Consider the following 20,012-nt stretch of genomic DNA (forward strand, 5'->3'; position numbering starts at 1 on the left):
TCAACCTGTTTATGCTTTTTCAAACTTTGCAGCAGAACCAAAAAGGGCAACTTGTTTTACCGGAAAAGTCTGTCCAAAACCAGAAAGAATTTATTCATAAATTGTTTGGCTTAGCTTCATAAGATAGAAATGAAGAGAAAATTGCTACTCTATGTTTCTAACTAATATTTTCGCACCAGAACCCAAAAAGCTACCTAATGAAATAACCTATCTAATTTATGGGAGGCACTTCAAATTGCCGTGCCCTTACAAAATAGACCTCCCCCAATAACCCCCGAAAATAAACATTTTTTGAAAAATTTATAAAAAGGAAAATCGACAAAAATCTCTAAAAAAAAGTCTCTATACTAGGTTTTTTGAAAATCCTAATATAAAAATTAAAATAATATAAATACCCATAATTATTCCTAGTATTGTTTTATCAGGAAAAATTTTACTTAATTTTCTGAATAAATTTTATCTACAAATATAATTTATTTATTAATCAGAAAATTCTACTTTTATGCTAATATTGGTGGTGCAGCTCTGTTGCAAATATTTGAATTACACAATTATCTATATAAGGGGGAATGTGAAATGGAAAAGGAATATATTCATGAAGAAATGCTAGAGCTTGAAGATCTTGAATTAGATGAAGAGGATTTACTAATTCGTGCAGGCAAGACATTAGGTTAAGTTTTAAAATAAGGAGGTTACATATGCAGTTTAACTGTATATGTAACTTTTTTTAAGGTAGGGTATACAGTATGAAAGAAAATAAGATTATTTTATTATATGAAAGATTTATTGAATTAGACTATGAAGAAGAGTTAGATAAAGTACCAAAATTAAAAAATAGAGGGGTACTTTTGAATTTTTGGAAAAAATGGTATGAAATTAGTGAAAAACAATTCGAATTTATAATTTGGAAGTCCATTAATACTGTAGATACTTTAGATGATCTAGTCAAAATAACTGGGACTTTAAGTTTGGCTTTAAGATTATTAAAAGTATTAAAAGAAAGAAATTTAGTTGAAATTATAGAAAATAAAATAAGGTTTTCACAAGATTTAACAAGTAGTATTTTATATGAACCAACCTCTCTTCCTAATACAGGATATGAGAATAAAATAAACAAAAAAAAATATGCTCAATTTAAAGCTACTTGGGATAGTTCGTTGAGGAGAGCTGAAATAATAAATCAAGAGTTATCATCTAATAAAAATATCTTTTTTTGCGGAGATGATGATTATACAAGTTTGGCCCTTAAACAATATAAAAACAGAGAAATAAGTGTAGGAGATATTGATGAAGAACTGATTGAATATTTTAAACATACAAACAATGATATTGAGTTTTATAATTTTGATGTTAGAAATGAAGTTATGGAAGATTTAAGGAATAAGTATGATGCAATACATTGTGACCCTATAGATGATGGTAGAGGGTTAGATTTGTGGTTAAATAGAGCTAATGAATTATTAAAAGGTCAAAAGGGTGATTTAATTTTTTTAAATATAAGTGTTAAAAGATTAGGTAATAGGGCGGTTTATTTGCAGAATTTCTTGACATCTTTAGGTTTTTATTTAAAAGAAATTATTCACGATTTAAGTTCTTATAAAGTGGCTGAAGAGCCTTACATTGATGAAGAATTAATAAAAAAGGACTTAGATGGCATTGGTTTTTCTAAAGATACATTCCATAATTTGTATATTCAAACAGATATGTTAGTTTTTGTACGATTAATAGATAAACCAACCCTTTTTCCGCAAGAATATTATGAGATTAGAAGAAAAATATAAAATAACTGCGAGGTAATATAATGTATGTTTTAGGAGTCAATGGGTGGGACTTTGATGTTCATGATGCAAGTGCGTGTTTATTTTATAATGGTAAATTAATAGCTGCAGCTGAAGAAGAAAGATTTATTCGTCAAAAAAAGGCATTAGATAAAATTCCATATAATTCAATAGCTTATTGTTTAAAGGAAGCTGAAATTACTCCAAATGAAGTAGATCATATTGTTATGGGCTGGGATGTAGAACAATTATATTTTGAGAAGTATTCAAAGAATCTTAACAAAGATGATTGTCTTGAAAAAATTTTTCCGAAGAGAATTTTTAAGAGAGATAAAGATCCTCAAATTCATATGTGTTCTCATCATTTGGCACATGCTTCTGGTGCGTTCTTTAGTTCGGGATTCAATGAAGCCACCATAATAGTTATTGATGGAAGTGGAGAAGAAGAGTCAATAACGATAGCAAAAGGAAAAGGTAATATAATAGAAGTACTAGAAAAATACCCGTTGGAACATTCTTTAGGTATTTTTTATGAAGCATTAACTGTATTTTCAGGTTTAGGGAGGCATAATGAAGGGAAGTTAATGGGCCTATCTTCATATGGGGAAGAAATATTTGAATTTCCTGATATACTGGAAAATCCTTTGAAACCAAATAAAAATACAGTTAGTATGAATGGTAAATATTTTTCGGTATTAAAAGATTGGATAAAAGTTATTAATAGTATAACAAAGATAGCTCCTAATTATAGTAAATATGAATATAATCCAATAGATTCAATACTATTAATGAATTCATCAGTAATGGAGTATAAAAATATTGCAGCCTCAGGTCAGGCAGCCTTGGAAAGAGCAATTGTTAAGCTTGTAAAAAAAGCTATTAATCTAACTGGAATAGATAATTTGTGTCTTTCGGGAGGAGTAGCATTAAATTGTATAGCGAATAGAATTATAGCTGATTTACCAGAAGTGGATAGTTTGTACATTCAACCAGGTGCTTCAGATAGTGGGGTAAGTATTGGAGCAGCTGCATGGTTTCTTGCCGAAAATGGTATAGCGCCTATGTTCACTGAAGATCATGTATATTCCGGTCCGGAATTTCCTGATTCTAGTATCTTAAATATATTAAAAAAATATAATCTATCATATATAGAATTAGGTTCTAATAAATATGATAAATGTTCCGAGTTATTAATTCAAAATAAGATAATAGGAAGATTTTCTGGAAAGATGGAATTCGGTCCTAGAGCTTTAGGAAATAGAAGCATAATAGCTAACCCTCAAAGGAGGGATATGTTAAATAAAGTAAATACCATTAAGAAAAGAGAGCAATGGAGACCATTGGCCCCTAGCATCATAGATGAAAACGCTTCTGTAGTATTAGAAGAAAAAATAAATAACCCTTATATGCTGTTAAATTCTACTGTTAAAAAAGAGGTACATCATTTAGTTCCAGCAATAGTTCATGTTGATGGATCAACAAGGGCTCAAGTAGTTACGAGGGCTATGAATTCTGATTATTATGAAACAATCTATAACTTTTACCAGAAAACAGGAATTCCTGCAGTTATGAATACATCGTTTAATGTAGGAAAAGAGCCAATTATATGTAACCCAAGTGATGCTATTAGGTCATTTTATGGATCAGAGTTGGATGCCCTTTTATTAGGTTCATTTTTGATTCTTAAATAAAGGAGGAGAGATTTTGAGAAATAGAAATTATTCTAATCTACAAGATGAAGGGATAAAGGATTTGGTACTTAATAAAAAAAGTTATCCTTACTACCCAGAATATATACTATTAGATTTAATAAAAGAGGAAACAATTTTTAAACGAGGGGCTTGCTCAAAGTATATTCATCATGAAGAGTTCAATACATGGCAGGAATATTTTTGTGGGGATTATTACGAAAAGCCTCAGGGGAAAAGAATTGCTTTTTTACAAGTTTGTTCTTGGGCTAAACCATATGACTTTTCATATATTGGTAAAAAAATTAGACAAGTTACAAATAAATACCCAATGGTTCATCCAATTATTCTATCAAATGCGGGAATTATACCATATGAATACCAAATGAATCCTACTTTTTGTGCGTACGATTGGATGGAAGATATTGAGGATCCAGTAAATTACGAAGCATTAATGAAAGAATATAGGGATATATTGATACAAAGAATTAGGAGATACCTGGAATCAAATTCATACGATGTAGTAGTACAATATGGTATACCGGTAAAAAAATATTCAATGGCTCCTGCAATTAAAGATATTTGTAAGGATCTAGGAATTGCTTTTCTTTTAACCCCAGATATAGAAACATATAGAAATAATAAAGGTAAATTAGTCGAGTTAAAGGATTCAGGAGAATTTTATTGTTTAGATGAAGTTTTGAATAGTATGGATAATTGTTTAAATAAGGTGAGTAGATATGTTGAATCTAACAATTGTAATACCAGCTTATAACGATATTAGATTGGAAAAGTGTTTAAAAAGTATTGATGAAAATGTAGAGGTAGTCGTTGTCTTAAATGGTGCAACAGAAGAAGTTAAAAAAATCGCATATTCTAGCGATGCAGTAATTGGGGAATTACCTACACCTAATTTAGCAAAAGCTTATAATTATGGAATTGAAATTTCTAGTAAAGATAATGTGTTAATTATGGATTCAGATTGTGTTTTTATGCCAGGTACCATCAATAAATTATATAAATTATTAGATGCAGGATCTTTGGCTAAAGGAAGGGTGATGTTTTCCTTTAACAGCAAAATTGGAAAAATCATTGCACGTGCAAGACATATACATACTTGCAAAAAAAATGCATATTCACCTCCATTGGCATTTAATAAAGGAATCTTAGCGAAGGTAAATGGATATTATTTTGATGAGAATTTATCTTGGACAGAGGATTATGATTTTGATATTAGAGTTCAATCTGCAAGTCTTAAGATTTTATATGATGATAATGCAAGAATTATTCATCCAGAGTTAAGCATTAAGCAAGATTTGAAAAGTTCATTTAATTATGGGGTAGGTCATGCACGTGGGGTTTTACACAAAAAAAATGGTTATTATGAACCTAAAAATAAAACGAGGTCGATTATTAACTCATATAAGTATATCAAAAAAAAATACGGTTATTTAACTGCTTTCTATCTCATATTTTGGCAGATTGCCTTTTATAGGGGATATGAAAAAGAAATACATTAAGGAGGAAAACAATGCAGCAACAATACGATGAAATTTCTGAATTATACGACATTATCATCCCAGAACCTGATGGTATTTTTGATTTTTACAGTGGTTTGGTAAAACCAAATGATGAAGTTTTAGATTTGGGGTGCGGTACTGGTAGATTATCTTTTATTCTCGCTGAAAAAGGCGCTAATGTAACTAGTGTTGATATATCAGCAGGAATGATTGAAAAAGCTAGTAAGAAGTTAGATGAGATGCCAAATATTAAGGATAAAATAGAATTTAAGGTTTCTTCTGCTACAGATTTTAAGTCTGAAAGAAAATTTGATTTTATATTTATGTCTGGTGGCGTATTTGAATATTTACTTACATCGTCACAACAAAAATTAGCTCTTAGAAATATTAAATTACTATTAAAAGAAGGCGGGATTTTTGTTTTCGATATTATTACACCTCCAACTATTCTTCCTTATTCTAAGAGAGTGAGTGATGGAGGAAATAGTCCTATTAAAGGGGAGAATTTTAAAAATTATAAAGTTAAATCATGGGATGTCGTAAAAGCAGATCATTATAAGCAAATAATTGAAACCACTTGTTATTTTGAGGTGTATGACATAGCAGATAATTTCTTAAGTGAAAAAAAATTCAGATTTCTTTCAAAATATACTTTACCATCCGAAATGCAGTATCTCTTAGAAATAGAAGGATTCAATATAAAAAATTTTCATGGTGATTACAATAAAAATCCTTTTGGGAGGAATAGTGAATTTATGGTTTATGAATGTAGGAAGCAAGGGGGAAATTTTAATGATATACAGTGCGAATAGACGCTCGTGAACTACTCGCCACTTAGCAAATCTTGAAGTGGGAGCTTCTCAGTTCCACGACGAAAGTAACCTTTCGTCTCCCTGAGCGTTACTTCGGGGTGTTCCACCCCTAGCTAGATGTCCAACGCTTGGACGCTCTCTTGGTACGGTTGATATTTTACGCAGGAACCGAATGGCTTGGTTTTCACACTCTATTTTCTTCCTGCAACCTCCTATATCAAGTTATCAAAGAACTTCATATAGCTAGTTTATCAAAAGTGTTTGGCTATGCCAAACCAAAATTCATCTCCCACCTACAGTTGGGCTATCGCCCTTCACACGCTTGAGGAAGGAGAATTCTTTCGGTAAATTCGTTAAAAAAGTATATTTTTCTAGTGGAAATAAAATGTATCCAGTTAGTATACTTCAGAGTAAATAATTTTTAATTAAAATAATAGGTAAATGATTTACCTGTTCAATAAAGGTGATGCTGAATGAAGGATATAGTAAAAAAACATTTAGTTATAGCGCCACACCATGACGATGAAGTCATTGGCTGTGGTGGAACAATTGCTCAAGCTATTAGTAAGAGTGAACATATAAAAGTAATAATAATTACAAAAGGAGATTTATCTGGAGGTGTAGGGGATTTAAATGAAATTATTTCAAATAGAGAGAACGAGTGTATAAATGCTTGTAATACATTAGGGATAGAAAAAGGAAATGTTAAATTTTTAAAGAAACCAGACAGATCACTTGTGTATTCTTTAGATTTTGTGGAAGAAATTATTCACGAAATCTCTATATATAAGCCTAATTTTATTTATTTCCCCCATGATATGGAAAGTGATAGGGATCATCGAATAGTAAATGAAGTTGTATCAGAAGCAATATTCCTGTGTCAATCAGGGTTCTTAAAAGAGAATTGTGCTCCGATGTGTTTACAGTATGAAGTATGGACTCCCATGAAAAACTATCAGGTTGTAAAAGATATTACCAGGTTTATTGAACTGAAAAAAGCATCAATTAAAAAATATGAATCCCAACTTAAAACATTAAATTTGGTTGATGGAGTTTTGGGGCTAAATTCTTATAGGGGTATGCAGGCAGGAGTGCAATTTGCAGAAGTTTTTAGAGTGGTAAGTAAGTAGTAAAAAGGAGAGAGAAGATGGATATCATTGAAATTGAAAATGTATCAAAAACTTTTGAAAGAGTAAAAATTGAAGAAGGATTAATAAACTCTTTCAAGAGTTTATTTAAAAGAGAAAAGGTCAAGGTTACTGCTTTAAGTGATGTGTCATTCAAAATAAAAGAAGGTAAAATAATAGGGCTTATTGGCGCGAATGGTGCTGGTAAGTCTACCTTAATGAAAGCAATGGTTGGGTTAATTAAACCAACTTCCGGGAGAATTTTGGTAAATGGATTTAACCCCCATGATAAGAAGAAAGATTTTTTAAAGTCAATTGGCGTTGTTTTAGGACAAAAAAATCAGCTATGGTGGGATCTTTCCCCTTACGAAACATTTTTATTACATAAAGAAATATATGAACTGTCTGATACAGAGTTTAGAAAGAATGTAGATGAATTAGCTAAAAATCTTGGGGTATCAGAAATTCTTAAATCGCCAGTAAGGAATCTATCGTTAGGAGAGAGAATGAAATGTGAGTTAATTGCTTCAATCTTACACTCACCTAAGATATTATTTTTAGATGAACCGACTATTGGATTGGATTTTCTTGCTCAAAAGAATATTAGAAATTTTCTCAAGAATTATTGCAAAGAAAGAAATACAACAGTTGTAATAACTAGCCATTATTTCCCGGATATATATGAGTTATGTGAAGAATTAATAATATTGAAGAATGGAGAAGTTGTTTTTAATAACAATTTCAAAAAAATAAAAGAAGAAATTAAGAGTTATAAATATATATATCTTAGCTTTGAAAATGAAATAAATTCTCAAAATCTTAAGAAATATGGAGAAGTTAAAGAATCGGATAAATTTAGTGTAACAATAAAAGTTCAAGATAAGTTAGTGAACGAGACCATATCTAGCATATTAAAAGAATTCAATGTTATTGACTACAATTTGACTGAAATGTCATCACAAGACCTCATTGAAGATATTTATTCAATGGAATCGACTGGAGTGAAAATAACAGTATGAAGAAGTATTTAAAACCAATGATGCTTTCATTTCAAGCGGTTTTTCAGTATCGTATGAATGTTGTATTATATATGATTTTTGGTTTAATACCGCTTGTGGCTTTAATACTATTGTGGCATTCTCTCTTTGAAACACAAAGCAATATTCAAGGTTATACTCTTGAAATGATGATTACTTATGTAATAATTGCTAAGTTAATTGAACTTTTACTAATTCCTGAAATGCACTGGTCGATAAATGAGGAAATACAATCCGGTGAATTATCAAAATATCTTATAAAACCATTTTCATATTTTGGATATTGGTTTAGTCATAATTTAGGTAACAAAATTATTCATTTACTGATGTCAGTGATACCGATAATACCGATAATATTCCTGAACAGGGATTATTTCCTTTTGCCTACTTTAAAATATACTTTCCTGTTCATTCTTTCAATAGTAGGAGCATTAATACTATATTATATGATTTATTATTTGATATCACTCTTCTCATTTTACTTTGTAGAGATATCATCCTTTTTCTTTACTGTAGATATAGTATTAGAATTATTATCTGGATCGCTTATTCCGCTTGAATTTTTACCAGCTCCGTTAAATACAATAACTCAGTTTTTACCTTTTTCATACTTAATTCACTTTCCGGTAAATGTATATTTAGGAAATTTAAGTGGCACTGAAATTGTAAATGGATTAATTTCACAAGTGATATGGTCTTTAGTTTTCTATGTCCTTATTAGAGTACTTTGGAAGAAGGGGTTAAATAAATATGAATCTGTTGGTGCATAAATATGATTAGATATTTAAAAATGTTAAAAGCAATTCTTAAAATTAATTTAAGTAATATTATGATGTATAGAGTTAACTTTTTTTTAAATATATTAGATAGCGTTGTTTGGTTCATTGTTACATTAGTATTTTTTAATAGTATATTTGATAGTTTTGGTAATATTAATGGTTGGAACACAAATGATATTTATTTGTTAATTGGAACAAGTGAGTTGATAAAATCTTTGATGTTTACTCTTTTTATTAATAATCTACCGTATATACCGAGTTTAGTTAACCAAGGAAGTTTAGATCAGATATTGTTTAAACCTATTAATAGTCAGTTTCTAGTTTCATTAAGAAAGCTTGATTTAGGGAATTTAGGGAACTGTTTACCAGCCGTACTGTTAATTAGTTATGCATTATTACAAAAGGGAGAGAGTGTTAGTATTGTAAATGGATTTTCTTTCTTGGGTCTATTGTTTTTAGGGATTATGCTCTCGTATTCTCTGTGGTTTATTGTAATGACTTTATCTATATGGTTAACCAAAGTTGAAGGTATGCATGAGTTATTTCTTGGTACTATGACATTACTTAGATACCCATCTTCCTTATATAAAGGAATAAGTCGATTTGTTTTTTTATTTGTTTTTCCTATTGTTATTGTTAGTAATATTCCAACTTATGCTTTAATTGGTCGATTAGAACTAAACGATGTATTCGTGTTAATGGGTTATTCTATTGGATTTTTTATTATTTCAATTTATTTTTGGAAGTTTGCCTTAAGATATTATAACAGTGCAAGTAGTTAAGGGGAGAATAAAATGTACTCTAATGATAAAGCAATAGTTGTTTTTAGTGGTGGACAAGATAGCACAACATGTTTATTTTGGGCAATGCAACAGTTTGCGGAGGTGGAAGCTGTAACATTTAACTACAATCAACGTCATAAGTTAGAAATTGATTGTGCAGCGGAAATTGCGAACGAGCTTGGCATTAAACATACAGTGATAGATATGAGCCTACTAAATCAGCTAGCTCCAAATGCGTTAACAAGAATAGATATGGAGATTACACACGAAGAAGGTGAATTACCATCGACATTTGTAGATGGGCGGAATTTACTATTCTTATCATTTGCTGCTGTATTAGCAAAACAAGTTGGAGCACGTCATATTGTAACGGGTGTATGTGAAACTGATTTTAGTGGTTATCCAGATTGCCGTGACGTGTTTGTAAAATCGTTAAACGTTACATTAAATTTATCCATGGATTATCCGTTTGTCATTCACACACCACTTATGTGGATTGATAAAGCAGAGACGTGGAAATTATCTGATGAACTTGGAGCATTCGAGTTTGTTAGAGAAAAAACATTAACTTGTTATAACGGAATCATTGGTGATGGTTGCGATGAATGTCCAGCATGTCAACTTCGTAAAACAGGATTAGATACGTACCTACAAGAACGCGAAGGAGGGAATGAATAATGGAAAACTTTTTCGGATTTCGCATTGTAGAAAATTTGCAAAAAATGGACAAGGATATTCAGCGTGAGCAATTAAAATACCATAATAAAAGAGTAATGGTCAGCAAGGAATTTACATTTGATGCAGCACACCATTTGCACTGTTATGAAGGGAAATGCAAAAATTTACATGGTCATACATACAAAGTTGTATTTGGTATTAGTGGATATGTAAATGACATTGGACTTGCAATTGACTTTGGAGATATAAAAGAAATTTGGAAAAACGAAATAGAGATTTATTTGGATCATCGCTATTTAAATGAGACATTACCAGTGATGAATACGACTGCGGAAAATATGGTTGTTTGGATTTATGAAAAGATGGCGGAAGCATTAACAAAAGGGAATCGAGCAGAAGAATATAAAGGAGCTCGTGTCGAATTCGTACGTCTCTTTGAAACACCAACGAGTTATGCAGAAGTAAGACGGGAGTGGATACTCGATGAGTAAGATTCCTGTGTTGGAGATATTTGGCCCAACCATTCAAGGAGAAGGAATGGTTATCGGACAAAAAACGATGTTCATTCGCACAGCAGGTTGTGACTATAGCTGCTCTTGGTGCGATTCAGCCTTTACATGGGATGGCTCAGCAAAAGAACAAGTTAGACAAATGGCGCCAGAAGAAATTTGGAATGAACTTGTTGAAATTGGTGGAGAAAATTTTTCTCACGTTACAATTTCAGGTGGGAATCCCGTTTTGCTGAAAAATATTCAGTTTCTTCTTACTGTATTAAAAGAGAATGGAATTCGTACAGCGATTGAGACGCAAGGGAGTAAGTGGCAAGAATGGTTACTTCAAATTGAAGAAGTGACAATTTCGCCTAAACCACCAAGTTCGAAGATGAAAACAGATTTTACGATGCTAGATTCTGTTATTCATAAATTAGAAAGAAAAGATTTTAGTTTAAAAGTAGTTGTATTTGAAGATTACGATTTTGAATATGCAGTAAAGGTGCACAAGCGATATCCGCAAGTACCATTTTTCTTACAAGTTGGGAACGATGATACGAAAACGGTGGATGATGCAGCGCTTATTAAAAACTTATTACAGAAATATGAACGGTTGATTGAAAAAGCTGTACAGTGTAAAGAAATGAATGATGCAAAAGTATTACCTCAACTTCATGCTTTAGTGTGGGGAAATAAACGAGGCGTATAAATAAGAGCATTTTATGAATAAATTGATAAGGGGAAATAATATATGAGCTTAAAAACAATCCAAAGTGTAGAAATAGATACTGACAAAATTGAAGTAGCAGTAAAAATGATTCTTGAAGCAATTGGAGAAGATATTAATAGGGAAGGTATTTTGGAAACCCCAAAGCGAGTAGCAAAAATGTATAAGGAAGTTTTTCAAGGTTTAGGTCAAAACCCTTCTGAACATTTGTTAAAAATATTTAATGAAAATCATGAAGAATTGGTATTAGTTAAAGAAATTCCGTTCTATTCTATGTGTGAACATCATTTGGTACCTTTTTTTGGAAGGGCCCACATAGGTTATATTCCTAATAATGGAAAAGTAACTGGGTTAAGCAAATTAGCTAGAGCTTTAGAAACCATATGCAAAAGACCACAGTTGCAGGAAAGAATAACCAATGAATTAGCAAATGTAATTTTTGAAACTTTAGAGCCAAAAGGAGTAATTGTAGTAATTGAAGCTGAGCATATGTGTATGACAATGAGAGGTGTGAAAAAACCTGGTTCAATGACTATAACTTCGTCATATAAAGGAATATTTAAAGATAATAGTACACTTCGAAGTGAAACTTTAAATTTGATAGAGAGATAGAATTATATCGATATTATGCTAAAAAAGTACATACAGAACCTATGTTAAATACAAATTTGTATTCTATTCATGAGCAAACGTATAGAAGAAAGTAGACGCTCATTATCCTAGTACGTCTAATCGAAAGGCATTGCTGAAGACTTTGGCAGTGCTTTTTCTAAATCAACTTTTTGATATTTTTCATTCTGCTCACAATATCACTTTATATTTTTTGAGAATATATTCACACCTATCGGCATATATCTTAAACACAATAGATATATGAAAGGGTGAGAGTATGATTTCATCATATTCAGTAAGATACATTTTAATAACAGGTAATACTTTTATAAAAAAAGTGATTACTGTATATGCATCTTCAGCTTTCTTTGCGATTGAAAAAATCAAAAAAGAATTAGAACGCCGCTTTTCTAATCCTACAAAAATTGAAGTCTATGCAGTATAAATATTTAAAACAATTCAAACGGACAAGGTGAAACGGGATATTTGTTTAACCTTGTCCTATCTCGAATTTATTATATATTAATTACATATTAAAATTCATCATCACCAATTAAATTTCCTACATCATTATCCTTTGTAAGTCTTTGCTTCAAGTAATTTTCTTTTGTAGTTCTATCATTTTTATGGCCAACTGCAGCTGCTATGACATGAGGTGCTAGCCCCTTATAATCATATAAGTACTGTACATAAAAATGTCTAAAGAAGTGAGGGGTAATTCGTATATTCTCTGTAAAAAGTAACTTGGTATCCTTAATAATTTTAGAAATATATTGTGACAAGTAATTCTCTCTATAAGCAGTATGGTTCTTTGTTTGAAATATAGTCCCACCATTTTTAGTCCCAATGTTTACAGGTAACCTTCTCCGGATTCGAAATGCAACAATACGATTAAAAATGTCCTTATTAATAGAAACAATCCGTTCATTATCTCCCTTTGTATCAACTGTTAAATAGTAACGTCCACGTATAGCGTCATACTCAAGATCTTCCCATTTGGCATGAGCGACTTCTGCAACACGTAATCCCGTAGTAGCCAGGACCGATAATAAAGCGTAATTGATTTCATTGTCCTTATAGTAATGAAGCAGATGCTTCACTTCCTCATATGATAACTCGCGTTTTGGTTTATGTTGTTTATTAACGGTCGTACTTAGAATCTCTACATGAAGAGGTTCCTGGATATATTGAATTTCATACAACCATTTCAAGTAAGAGCGGATTACACCAAGTTTTCTACTAATCGTAGATGCTTTGTACTTTTCTTTTGATTGATAGGAGATTGCCTCCTGGGATAACCACTTTTGGTAGTTTCGGATATGTCGTTTTCTTAAGTTCCTCCAAACTTGGCCAATTACATAATCTTTAACATCTTGCTGCAGAAATTCTGTGCTTTGTTTGATGAAAAAATAGAACTGGCTTAGATCACGTGCATATAGAGTCCTGGATGCATCCTTTATACGTTTTTCTTGGTCAAAATGTGTTTGCCGATTTAAGTAGTAGTACAATATTTCTTCATCTGAAAATCCCTCATATGTATATGAATCTTCTCTTTCGTTATTTTCCTTTTTAAATTCAGCTTCATTTATATAATCACGATTCCATAATGCAATTATGTTTGCGAAATTTTGTTTTTGTTTCTCTATATTTTCTAAAGAAGTTTCACTATGAATTGTAATCAATTCAAATTTCATTGTCATTCAACTCCTTATAAATTTCTTTTGTATCTATTATTATAACTGAATTACATTCAAAATTATTTACATATCAAAATTAAATTTTATAAAAATGAAAGTGTTATATAACCATAGAAAAACTCACATTTTCTATGGTATTAATTAAATTATTTTTTAATATTATCTTTTATATGTTTTCTAATTATATAATAGGTAATTTAATTAGAAAATGCATTTATCTTTCGCATATTTTTTAAAATAATTTAATTGTTTAATGTGTTATAATTAATTTAAATCATATATTTTAGTAATTTAACTTTACATAATAATATTATAAATTTCACATAAAGGCAGCATAATCGTAGGAGGAAAGATAATGTTTGAAATGCAAGAAATGAATATGAATACGAATGAAGTAAAGGCTTATTTAGAAATTAGTGGCTTCATTTTCAATACTCTTATGAAGAAAGGTCAATTAAATCCAATTAATAGAGATACCTGGCGTTTAGATGGCAGTTTTTTATTTAAGCGAGAAGATATAGAAAAATTAAAAGAAGAACGTGAAACAGAAGGAATTACCTTATATCAGGCAACCAAAGATTATAATGTGAGTATGTATCAGCTTGAAAAGTGGATAGAAGAAGGGGATTTGACTTGTACTATACAGAAACATCGTAATCGTGAAACGAAGTTTGTAAAAGAGGAAGAAATACACGGATTGGTACAGCAATTGGATCAGACAAATACTCTCTATACATTCTCACAAAAGCATAACGTAGTGTTGTTCCAAAAATTTATGGAGGGTAATAAATTAGCACGCATTATATCCATTCCGAAGCGTGGGGATATTGTTCTTCTTGATGAATTTGGAAACAATATGACACTGGAAGATGCAATAAATATGGGGTATGAACCTTCATATGTTTTATCCGATAAACCCAGAAGTCATCATCAAAAGTTTATAAAATTTCGTTTTCCCAAATCAAATCAATTACGTAGTAATATCTTTCATTTGATTGATTTAATATTACAGTATGCTTCACCACGAAACATAAAAGTATCTGAAGAAGATGGATTCTGGTATTTCGATATTCGCCAATCTGTTATTCAATTACCAATGCAGATGCAATTAGAATGGATTGAAAGCCTAACGCCGTATATAATAGAAGGAAAACTAACACAGCGTGTCAATAATAGTATATATTTAGACAGTAGCAGTGTGACTAAGCCAGTAACCATTACAAGCAATGAATACCATACAATCACAAAAATTGTAAAAGAAACGAACAGTTCTATTGAAGAATTTATTGCAAGCGCAATCCGAGATAAAATTAATCAACATATGTTGTATAAACGCTAAAAATCTCCCCATCAAAACAACATATATTAATGAAAAAGGAATTTTGTCAATTAGAAATAATATTAAACTAAAATCTAGCATGATAAAAATTCTTTAAAATTAGTAACTAAAAATATATTTCCAAACAAAATTCCCATCAAACTCATGGAATATCTCTCATATAGACTTAAAATCAACATTGTTAACCGTAAGTACTATTCTATTTAATAGGCTAATAAAGCCTCTTAAAAATGAATCTGAGGATTCATTTTTTTTTTACAATGTATGAAAAAAGAGGTTCTGGTGCAATCTTTGCACCAGAACCCAAAAATCTGTTTCTTTAAAATAAAGTTTTATCAATTATGTGCTAACAACCATTGATAAGTTAATGAATTCGAATTTTGAAAAAATGAATATTTTGGAGTATATGTTGTTGAGCATTAGCACCCTTTACCTGAGTAAAGAGAATGTTATTCATGTATGTAATTCATAACTTCTCGAATGTAACTTTCTAAAGGCTGTTTAGTATCTACAACTAAACACTTATATTCAGGAGGTTTTTTACTATTCTTGATAGTATATTTAAAAGATTCTTCAGACTGGATCTCTTTAATTTGGCTTAGCATTCTATCACGGTTTTTTAATCTGAAATTTATTTCATTGCTATCATCTAGGTAACATTCAATATATTTATATTTAACATTATATTTTTTTGATAAATCTGTTCCTTTTTCAACCATTTCTTCATACAAGCAAGGACTATCAAATATTACAGCCTGTCCCTCTGATAAGTGAAATTCACTTAAAGACCAATTAATATTGTATGAAATCTTACCAGCAAGCTTTACATCAATTGGAGCCTCCGCAATGGAAAGTAATAAAGCGGTTTTTACAATATCGTGGTCAATAATAACTGCTCCTGTTCTCTTAGCGATTTTTCGAGCAAGTGTTGACTTACCAGAGCCAGGGAAACCTGACATTTGAACAAAAAACATATAAAACACCCTCTCATGTATTCTCTTTTAACTATCCTTCACCCGTCAGTTTAACCGAGTGAAAATTCCAAATTTTTATTATGGGATTTTAACCAAACCTTATTACAAACGATCAATTTTTATTATACATTAACAAACTTTATTCAAAAGCCTCAAAAGGTTATTCTTTCTAAACAAGCTAGATTAGAAAGGATGACATTTTCTTATGAATCTCTCGATACAAGATGAACTACAACCATTTAGGATATTTTGACCTGGAAGATCTCCATCAAATGGATGAGAAAGGAGCCTGTTATATTTCTCGCTTAAAATTAAACACCCGAATTTATCAGAAGAATCCTAATCCAGAATATTTTAACGAATTTACCGAAAGAATTCTCCTTCCTCAAGCGTGTGAAGGGCGATAGCCCAACGGTAGGTGGGAGATGAATTTTGGTTTGGCATAGCCAAAAATTTTTGATAAACTAGCTATATGAAGTTCTTTGATAACTTGATATAGGAGGTTGCAGGAAGAAAATAGAGTGCGAAAACCAAGCCATTCGGTTCCTGCGTAAAATATCAACCGTACCAAGAGAGCGTCCAAGCGTTGGACATCTAGGGGTGGAACACCCCGAAGTAACGCTCAGGGAGACGAAAGGTTACTTTCGTCGTGGAACTGAGAAGCTCCCACTTCAAGCTTTGCTAAGTGGCGAGTAGTTCACGGACGGACGAATGAAAAAAAAGTCGGAGTATGTTCAATTAGACATGGAAGATCTCATGTTGCAGCTACAACCAGGACAAACCCACGAAATTCATAAAGCCTATATCGGATTGTATCAAAAGCTTCCAACTCGAGTGGTCCTACATCGATTGACAGAAGAACAAACATGAAAACGCTGGGAAAACCAGGCGTTAAAAGAGAAGAAGAAGGGCATTGTCATGAAAAAACGAATTAAGCGTTCAAGTGCGATGAACGTTTATATTTCGATTATTCCATTTTTTGGTAAAATTATAGTTTATCGTTTGGTTGCTGGTTCTGGGCCTAATTGCTTGAGGAACTAAAATATAGTCAGTGTCCAAATTGGTCACAGGGCTTCAACCTTAGGATTTCTCCACCAGTTGCCTGTCAGCTACGAGGCGACTTGGCTCGTACCTCGGTTGGACTTTCACCAACTAACAATTAACGGCTTGCTCGGCACACAACATAAAAAAACCGCTCCTTTTCAAGCGGTTTCCTCTTAGAATGAAGGTTATCCATTCTATGTGGCAATGTTTGCATGAAAACAATAAAAATTAATAATTTCCTACACAAAAAAACAGAAACAGAAAACCACTATCCAGCATTACGTTCCATTACAAGAACCAAACAACCCTTTTCAGACCATGGTTCATGTTCTGTATTAGGTCCATAACAGAGATAAGAACCTGCTCCATACTCAACATCATTGCTGATAAGAGCTCCATCTAATACGAATAATTCCTCGGTATCCTTATGCGTATGTTGAAGGAATTTTGCCCCCGGTGCAAATCGCACGACATAACGCAGTTCACCATTCTCATCTCGTAATGGAATTTGTTCTATACCATCCATAACAAATTTCCACTCACTGTTTGTGATATCAACGGAAAATAAATCTTTCATGTTATCATCTCCTTCTATACAAATAATAATTCACGATGATATATTGGTCAATATGAACAAAAATGAACTATTCTTCAGGAGGAATGAATTATGGAAATTCGTTTGTTACAGACATTTCAAGCTGTTGTCCAATGTGGTAGTCAGATAAAAGCAGCAAATCTGCTGCAATACGCACAATCTACCATCACCCTACACATCAATCAATTAGAAGAAAAACTCGGCATCGAACTGTTTGAGCGTAAAGGAAAACAAATGGTGCTAACCGAAGCCGGAAGACTTGTGAAAGAACAGGCAGATATTTTATTAAATCAAGTGGATGTAATCACCGAAACCGCAAAAGAATTTTCAATCGGTCAGAAAGGACTTATTCGGATTGGAGCAATTGATTCCATTGGCAAAACAAATTTGATTTCCGTACTAACAACATTTATGAAAGAACATCCACAAATTTGTCTTTCCATCGAAAGTGGCGTAACCCAACAATTTAGTCAACGGATTATCGCTAACGAACTTGATATTGCCTTATGTCCCCCTCCATCACCAGAATTAAATCTTGAATTTTATCCGTTATATGAAGAAAAGCTTTGTTTGATACTGCCAATCGACCATCCATTATCTACACAAGAAAAAATTTACATGTGTGATTTGGAAGATGAAAATTTCATTTTAACTGGACAATTGTGTGATTATCGGCGAAAAATAGAGCATGTATTTCTTCATCATGGCTTTCATTTACACTCTAATTACGATGCAGCAAACATGGAGATAGTTTTAAATCTTGTATTACAAGGGTTTGGTATTGCTATGCTACCTAGCAATTTCGTTGCCAATTCACCTCAATACGTTATTCGTGACATCGATGATATTTCATTCGCTTTACCTGTTGGATTAATCCGCAAAAAAAATAAAGTCCTCAGCCCTGCTACAGAAAAATTGGTAGCTAACATATTTTCATCCTGCTAAACAAGCACAAAAACCAGCTAATGTTTGTCAAGCAGATCTGCCTTGGTACCTAAAAGATTTTTTGTTATAATGTTTATGGAAATGACAAATTAACCTCCATCAGCGTGGAAGTTTATGGAATTTATTAGTTATGTGCGATAGGGCTCGCCTCGGGTAAGGATGGCATAAACGTGATGTATAAGCTTGTTGACGCAGGCGATCACGGCCACCTTGTAGGGCTTGCCCTCTTTCTTTTTCTTGTCATAGTAGGCCTTGATTCGCTCATTATTTCCTTTGCGCAAGCCACACTGTACTGCTATATATAAAGCTCGCCTTGCTTCCGGATTAAAACAGTCAGCTATCGCGAGAATTGAAGGCGCTAAAGTAATTCCGCGTATCGATACAATACAATTACTTGCAAAAACTCTGGGATTGAAATTGGATATTGTTGTCGATGAAAAGCTTCAGGATTAGCTATGGTATAGGGGTACAGCCGACATCGCTATCAAGCTAAAATTTTATAGTACCCCCAGAACGAAATTTTGTGCTAACTTGTAACAAAAAAGCTCATTTTTTCGTTTTGGGGTAATTCTGAATTCTTAAGTTGATGGGCATGTATGGTGACCCCTATTATAAGGATTCTGCAACAGGAAATAGGATAACTTTGCCCATCCCCCGAAAAAGGGGTATTAATACAAAGTATTCATCAGTTGTAGGGGTACGGAAACGATTCTGGGTATGAGGGGCCACTCTGGGATTTAATTACAAATTTAAAAAGAACTTTATTCAAGTTCTTTTAGGGTTCTCGCCACATCGTCATAAAGATAAGAAAAGTAAATACCCCAAAACGAGAAAATTGAAATCTCTAGGTGAAATGTACATTTTTCTATTTTTGGGGCAACCAATTTTTTAAGTTGATGGGCATGTATGGTCCCCCCACCTAGAAAAACCTTATAGTTTCCTAAATTTTTTCAATGCTTGTGTGTTTATAAAATACAACAGAAGCGCATATACGATTAATCCGAGTAGATACCCCCAAATTTGAAGAAAACCGTCTCCTTAAAATGAAAAAATACTCTCCTACTTTTAGGAGAGTATTTTTTCATTTATTATATATCTTAATTATTTATATTTTATTTCTTTTTTATATAAATCTGATTTATTTTGTTTTTTTATTAGATTTTATCAAATCATTTAGTAAAGAATCTAATTCCCTACTAAAAAAAAGTACCTTTTCATGAGTGAATCCATACTGTTTAACAAGCGATATCAATTCTTTTTTTTTTCAATCACCTGATCTAACTTCTTACAATTAGACATATTTTTTATACACTCCCATATTACCTAAATAAAGGTCATCAAGGCGGAATTTCTTCAGACATCAAATACAAAATCTATGAACTAAAAA

The 20,012-nt window shown here is 31.9% G+C and carries 20 protein-coding genes and 2 pseudogenes; 17 read left to right on the top strand and 5 right to left on the bottom strand.

Going from position 1 to position 20,012, the window contains the following annotated elements:
* Nucleotides 1-746: 746 nt before the first annotated feature.
* From MHI07_RS27840 to folE, 13 genes are all read left to right on the top strand, one after another.
* Entirely contained in the window at nucleotides 747-1,781 is a 1,035-nt protein-coding gene (locus MHI07_RS27840; RefSeq protein WP_340827152.1) for a bis-aminopropyl spermidine synthase family protein, read from the top strand.
* A gap of 20 nt (nucleotides 1,782-1,801) precedes the next feature.
* Entirely contained in the window at nucleotides 1,802-3,469 is a 1,668-nt protein-coding gene (locus MHI07_RS27845) for a carbamoyltransferase family protein (RefSeq protein WP_340827153.1), read from the top strand.
* A gap of 13 nt (nucleotides 3,470-3,482) precedes the next feature.
* The gene (locus MHI07_RS27850) at nucleotides 3,483-4,241 is read left to right on the top strand and encodes a DUF5591 domain-containing protein (protein ID WP_105588330.1); all 759 of its coding nucleotides are present in this window, start codon (nucleotides 3,483-3,485) and stop codon (nucleotides 4,239-4,241) included.
* The gene (locus tag MHI07_RS27855; protein ID WP_340827156.1) at nucleotides 4,207-4,986 is read left to right on the top strand and encodes a glycosyltransferase family 2 protein; all 780 of its coding nucleotides are present in this window, start codon (nucleotides 4,207-4,209) and stop codon (nucleotides 4,984-4,986) included. Before MHI07_RS27850 ends, MHI07_RS27855 begins: the two co-directional genes overlap by 35 nt.
* Before the next feature lie 11 nt (nucleotides 4,987-4,997).
* Nucleotides 4,998-5,798 (top strand): class I SAM-dependent methyltransferase, encoded by an 801-nt coding sequence (locus tag MHI07_RS27860; RefSeq protein ID WP_340827157.1) that lies wholly within the window; start codon nucleotides 4,998-5,000, stop codon nucleotides 5,796-5,798.
* Between the two features lie 473 nt (nucleotides 5,799-6,271).
* Nucleotides 6,272-6,928 (top strand): PIG-L deacetylase family protein, encoded by a 657-nt coding sequence (locus MHI07_RS27865; RefSeq protein ID WP_340827158.1) that lies wholly within the window; start codon nucleotides 6,272-6,274, stop codon nucleotides 6,926-6,928.
* Nucleotides 6,929-6,945: 17 nt separating this feature from the next.
* Nucleotides 6,946-7,944 carry an ABC transporter ATP-binding protein gene (locus tag MHI07_RS27870; RefSeq protein WP_340827160.1) on the top strand — a complete coding sequence of 333 codons (999 nt, stop codon included), beginning with the start codon at nucleotides 6,946-6,948 and terminating at the stop codon, nucleotides 7,942-7,944.
* Nucleotides 7,941-8,732, top strand: coding sequence for an ABC transporter permease (locus MHI07_RS27875; protein ID WP_000760370.1), 792 nt, complete (start codon nucleotides 7,941-7,943; stop codon nucleotides 8,730-8,732). The genes MHI07_RS27870 and MHI07_RS27875 overlap by 4 nt, the downstream gene beginning before the upstream one ends.
* A gap of 2 nt (nucleotides 8,733-8,734) precedes the next feature.
* Nucleotides 8,735-9,523 (top strand): ABC transporter permease, encoded by a 789-nt coding sequence (locus MHI07_RS27880; RefSeq protein ID WP_199663497.1) that lies wholly within the window; start codon nucleotides 8,735-8,737, stop codon nucleotides 9,521-9,523.
* 12 nt (nucleotides 9,524-9,535) lie between these two features.
* Nucleotides 9,536-10,201 (top strand): 7-cyano-7-deazaguanine synthase QueC, encoded by a 666-nt coding sequence (gene queC / locus MHI07_RS27885; protein WP_340827161.1) that lies wholly within the window; start codon nucleotides 9,536-9,538, stop codon nucleotides 10,199-10,201.
* Nucleotides 10,201-10,692 carry a 6-carboxytetrahydropterin synthase QueD gene (queD, locus tag MHI07_RS27890; protein WP_000426941.1) on the top strand — a complete coding sequence of 164 codons (492 nt, stop codon included), beginning with the start codon at nucleotides 10,201-10,203 and terminating at the stop codon, nucleotides 10,690-10,692. Before queC ends, queD begins: the two co-directional genes overlap by 1 nt.
* Entirely contained in the window at nucleotides 10,685-11,401 is a 717-nt protein-coding gene (gene queE / locus MHI07_RS27895) for a 7-carboxy-7-deazaguanine synthase QueE (RefSeq protein WP_002191885.1), read from the top strand. The genes queD and queE overlap by 8 nt, the downstream gene beginning before the upstream one ends.
* Before the next feature lie 42 nt (nucleotides 11,402-11,443).
* The gene (gene folE / locus MHI07_RS27900) at nucleotides 11,444-12,031 is read left to right on the top strand and encodes a GTP cyclohydrolase I FolE (RefSeq protein WP_000054143.1); all 588 of its coding nucleotides are present in this window, start codon (nucleotides 11,444-11,446) and stop codon (nucleotides 12,029-12,031) included.
* Nucleotides 12,032-12,564: 533 nt separating this feature from the next.
* Here the strand turns inward: folE and MHI07_RS27905 are convergent.
* Entirely contained in the window at nucleotides 12,565-13,725 is a 1,161-nt protein-coding gene (locus tag MHI07_RS27905; RefSeq protein ID WP_048517102.1) for a tyrosine-type recombinase/integrase, read from the bottom strand.
* Between the two features lie 358 nt (nucleotides 13,726-14,083).
* Between MHI07_RS27905 and MHI07_RS27910 the strand changes: the two genes are divergently transcribed.
* Complete coding sequence (locus MHI07_RS27910; RefSeq protein WP_199710197.1) at nucleotides 14,084-15,067, top strand: DNA-binding protein; 984 nt, start codon at nucleotides 14,084-14,086, stop codon at nucleotides 15,065-15,067.
* 449 nt (nucleotides 15,068-15,516) lie between these two features.
* Here the strand turns inward: MHI07_RS27910 and MHI07_RS27915 are convergent, their stop codons facing one another.
* Nucleotides 15,517-16,041 (bottom strand): AAA family ATPase, encoded by a 525-nt coding sequence (locus tag MHI07_RS27915; protein WP_215582417.1) that lies wholly within the window; start codon nucleotides 16,039-16,041, stop codon nucleotides 15,517-15,519.
* Nucleotides 16,042-16,737: 696 nt separating this feature from the next.
* On the opposite strand from MHI07_RS27915, the pseudogene MHI07_RS29475 reads away from it, so the two are divergent.
* Nucleotides 16,738-17,007 (top strand): annotated as a pseudogene (locus MHI07_RS29475) (IS4 family transposase); the annotation flags it as partial.
* 346 nt (nucleotides 17,008-17,353) lie between these two features.
* On the opposite strand, the gene MHI07_RS27930 reads toward MHI07_RS29475, so the two are convergent.
* Entirely contained in the window at nucleotides 17,354-17,662 is a 309-nt protein-coding gene (locus MHI07_RS27930; protein ID WP_199710191.1) for a cupin domain-containing protein, read from the bottom strand.
* A gap of 90 nt (nucleotides 17,663-17,752) precedes the next feature.
* Between MHI07_RS27930 and MHI07_RS27935 the strand changes: the two genes are divergently transcribed.
* Complete coding sequence (locus MHI07_RS27935; RefSeq protein ID WP_328027416.1) at nucleotides 17,753-18,625, top strand: LysR family transcriptional regulator; 873 nt, start codon at nucleotides 17,753-17,755, stop codon at nucleotides 18,623-18,625.
* A gap of 128 nt (nucleotides 18,626-18,753) precedes the next feature.
* Here MHI07_RS27935 and MHI07_RS27940 read toward each other — a convergent pair.
* Nucleotides 18,754-18,876, bottom strand: a pseudogene (locus tag MHI07_RS27940) (IS110 family transposase); the annotation flags it as partial.
* 22 nt (nucleotides 18,877-18,898) lie between these two features.
* On the opposite strand from MHI07_RS27940, the gene MHI07_RS27945 reads away from it, so the two are divergent.
* Nucleotides 18,899-19,078 (top strand): helix-turn-helix domain-containing protein, encoded by a 180-nt coding sequence (locus tag MHI07_RS27945; protein WP_275958650.1) that lies wholly within the window; start codon nucleotides 18,899-18,901, stop codon nucleotides 19,076-19,078.
* Nucleotides 19,079-19,763: 685 nt separating this feature from the next.
* On the opposite strand, the gene MHI07_RS27950 is transcribed toward MHI07_RS27945, so the two are convergent.
* On the bottom strand, nucleotides 19,764-19,877 hold the full coding sequence (locus tag MHI07_RS27950) for an aspartyl-phosphate phosphatase Spo0E family protein (RefSeq protein ID WP_078177481.1): 114 nt from the start codon (nucleotides 19,875-19,877) through the stop codon (nucleotides 19,764-19,766).
* Nucleotides 19,878-20,012: the final 135 nt, after the last annotated feature.

Origin of the sequence: Bacillus sp. FSL H8-0545, assembly GCF_038006105.1 — a bacterium.
Classification (GTDB): domain Bacteria; phylum Bacillota; class Bacilli; order Bacillales; family Bacillaceae_G; genus Bacillus_A; species Bacillus_A cereus_U.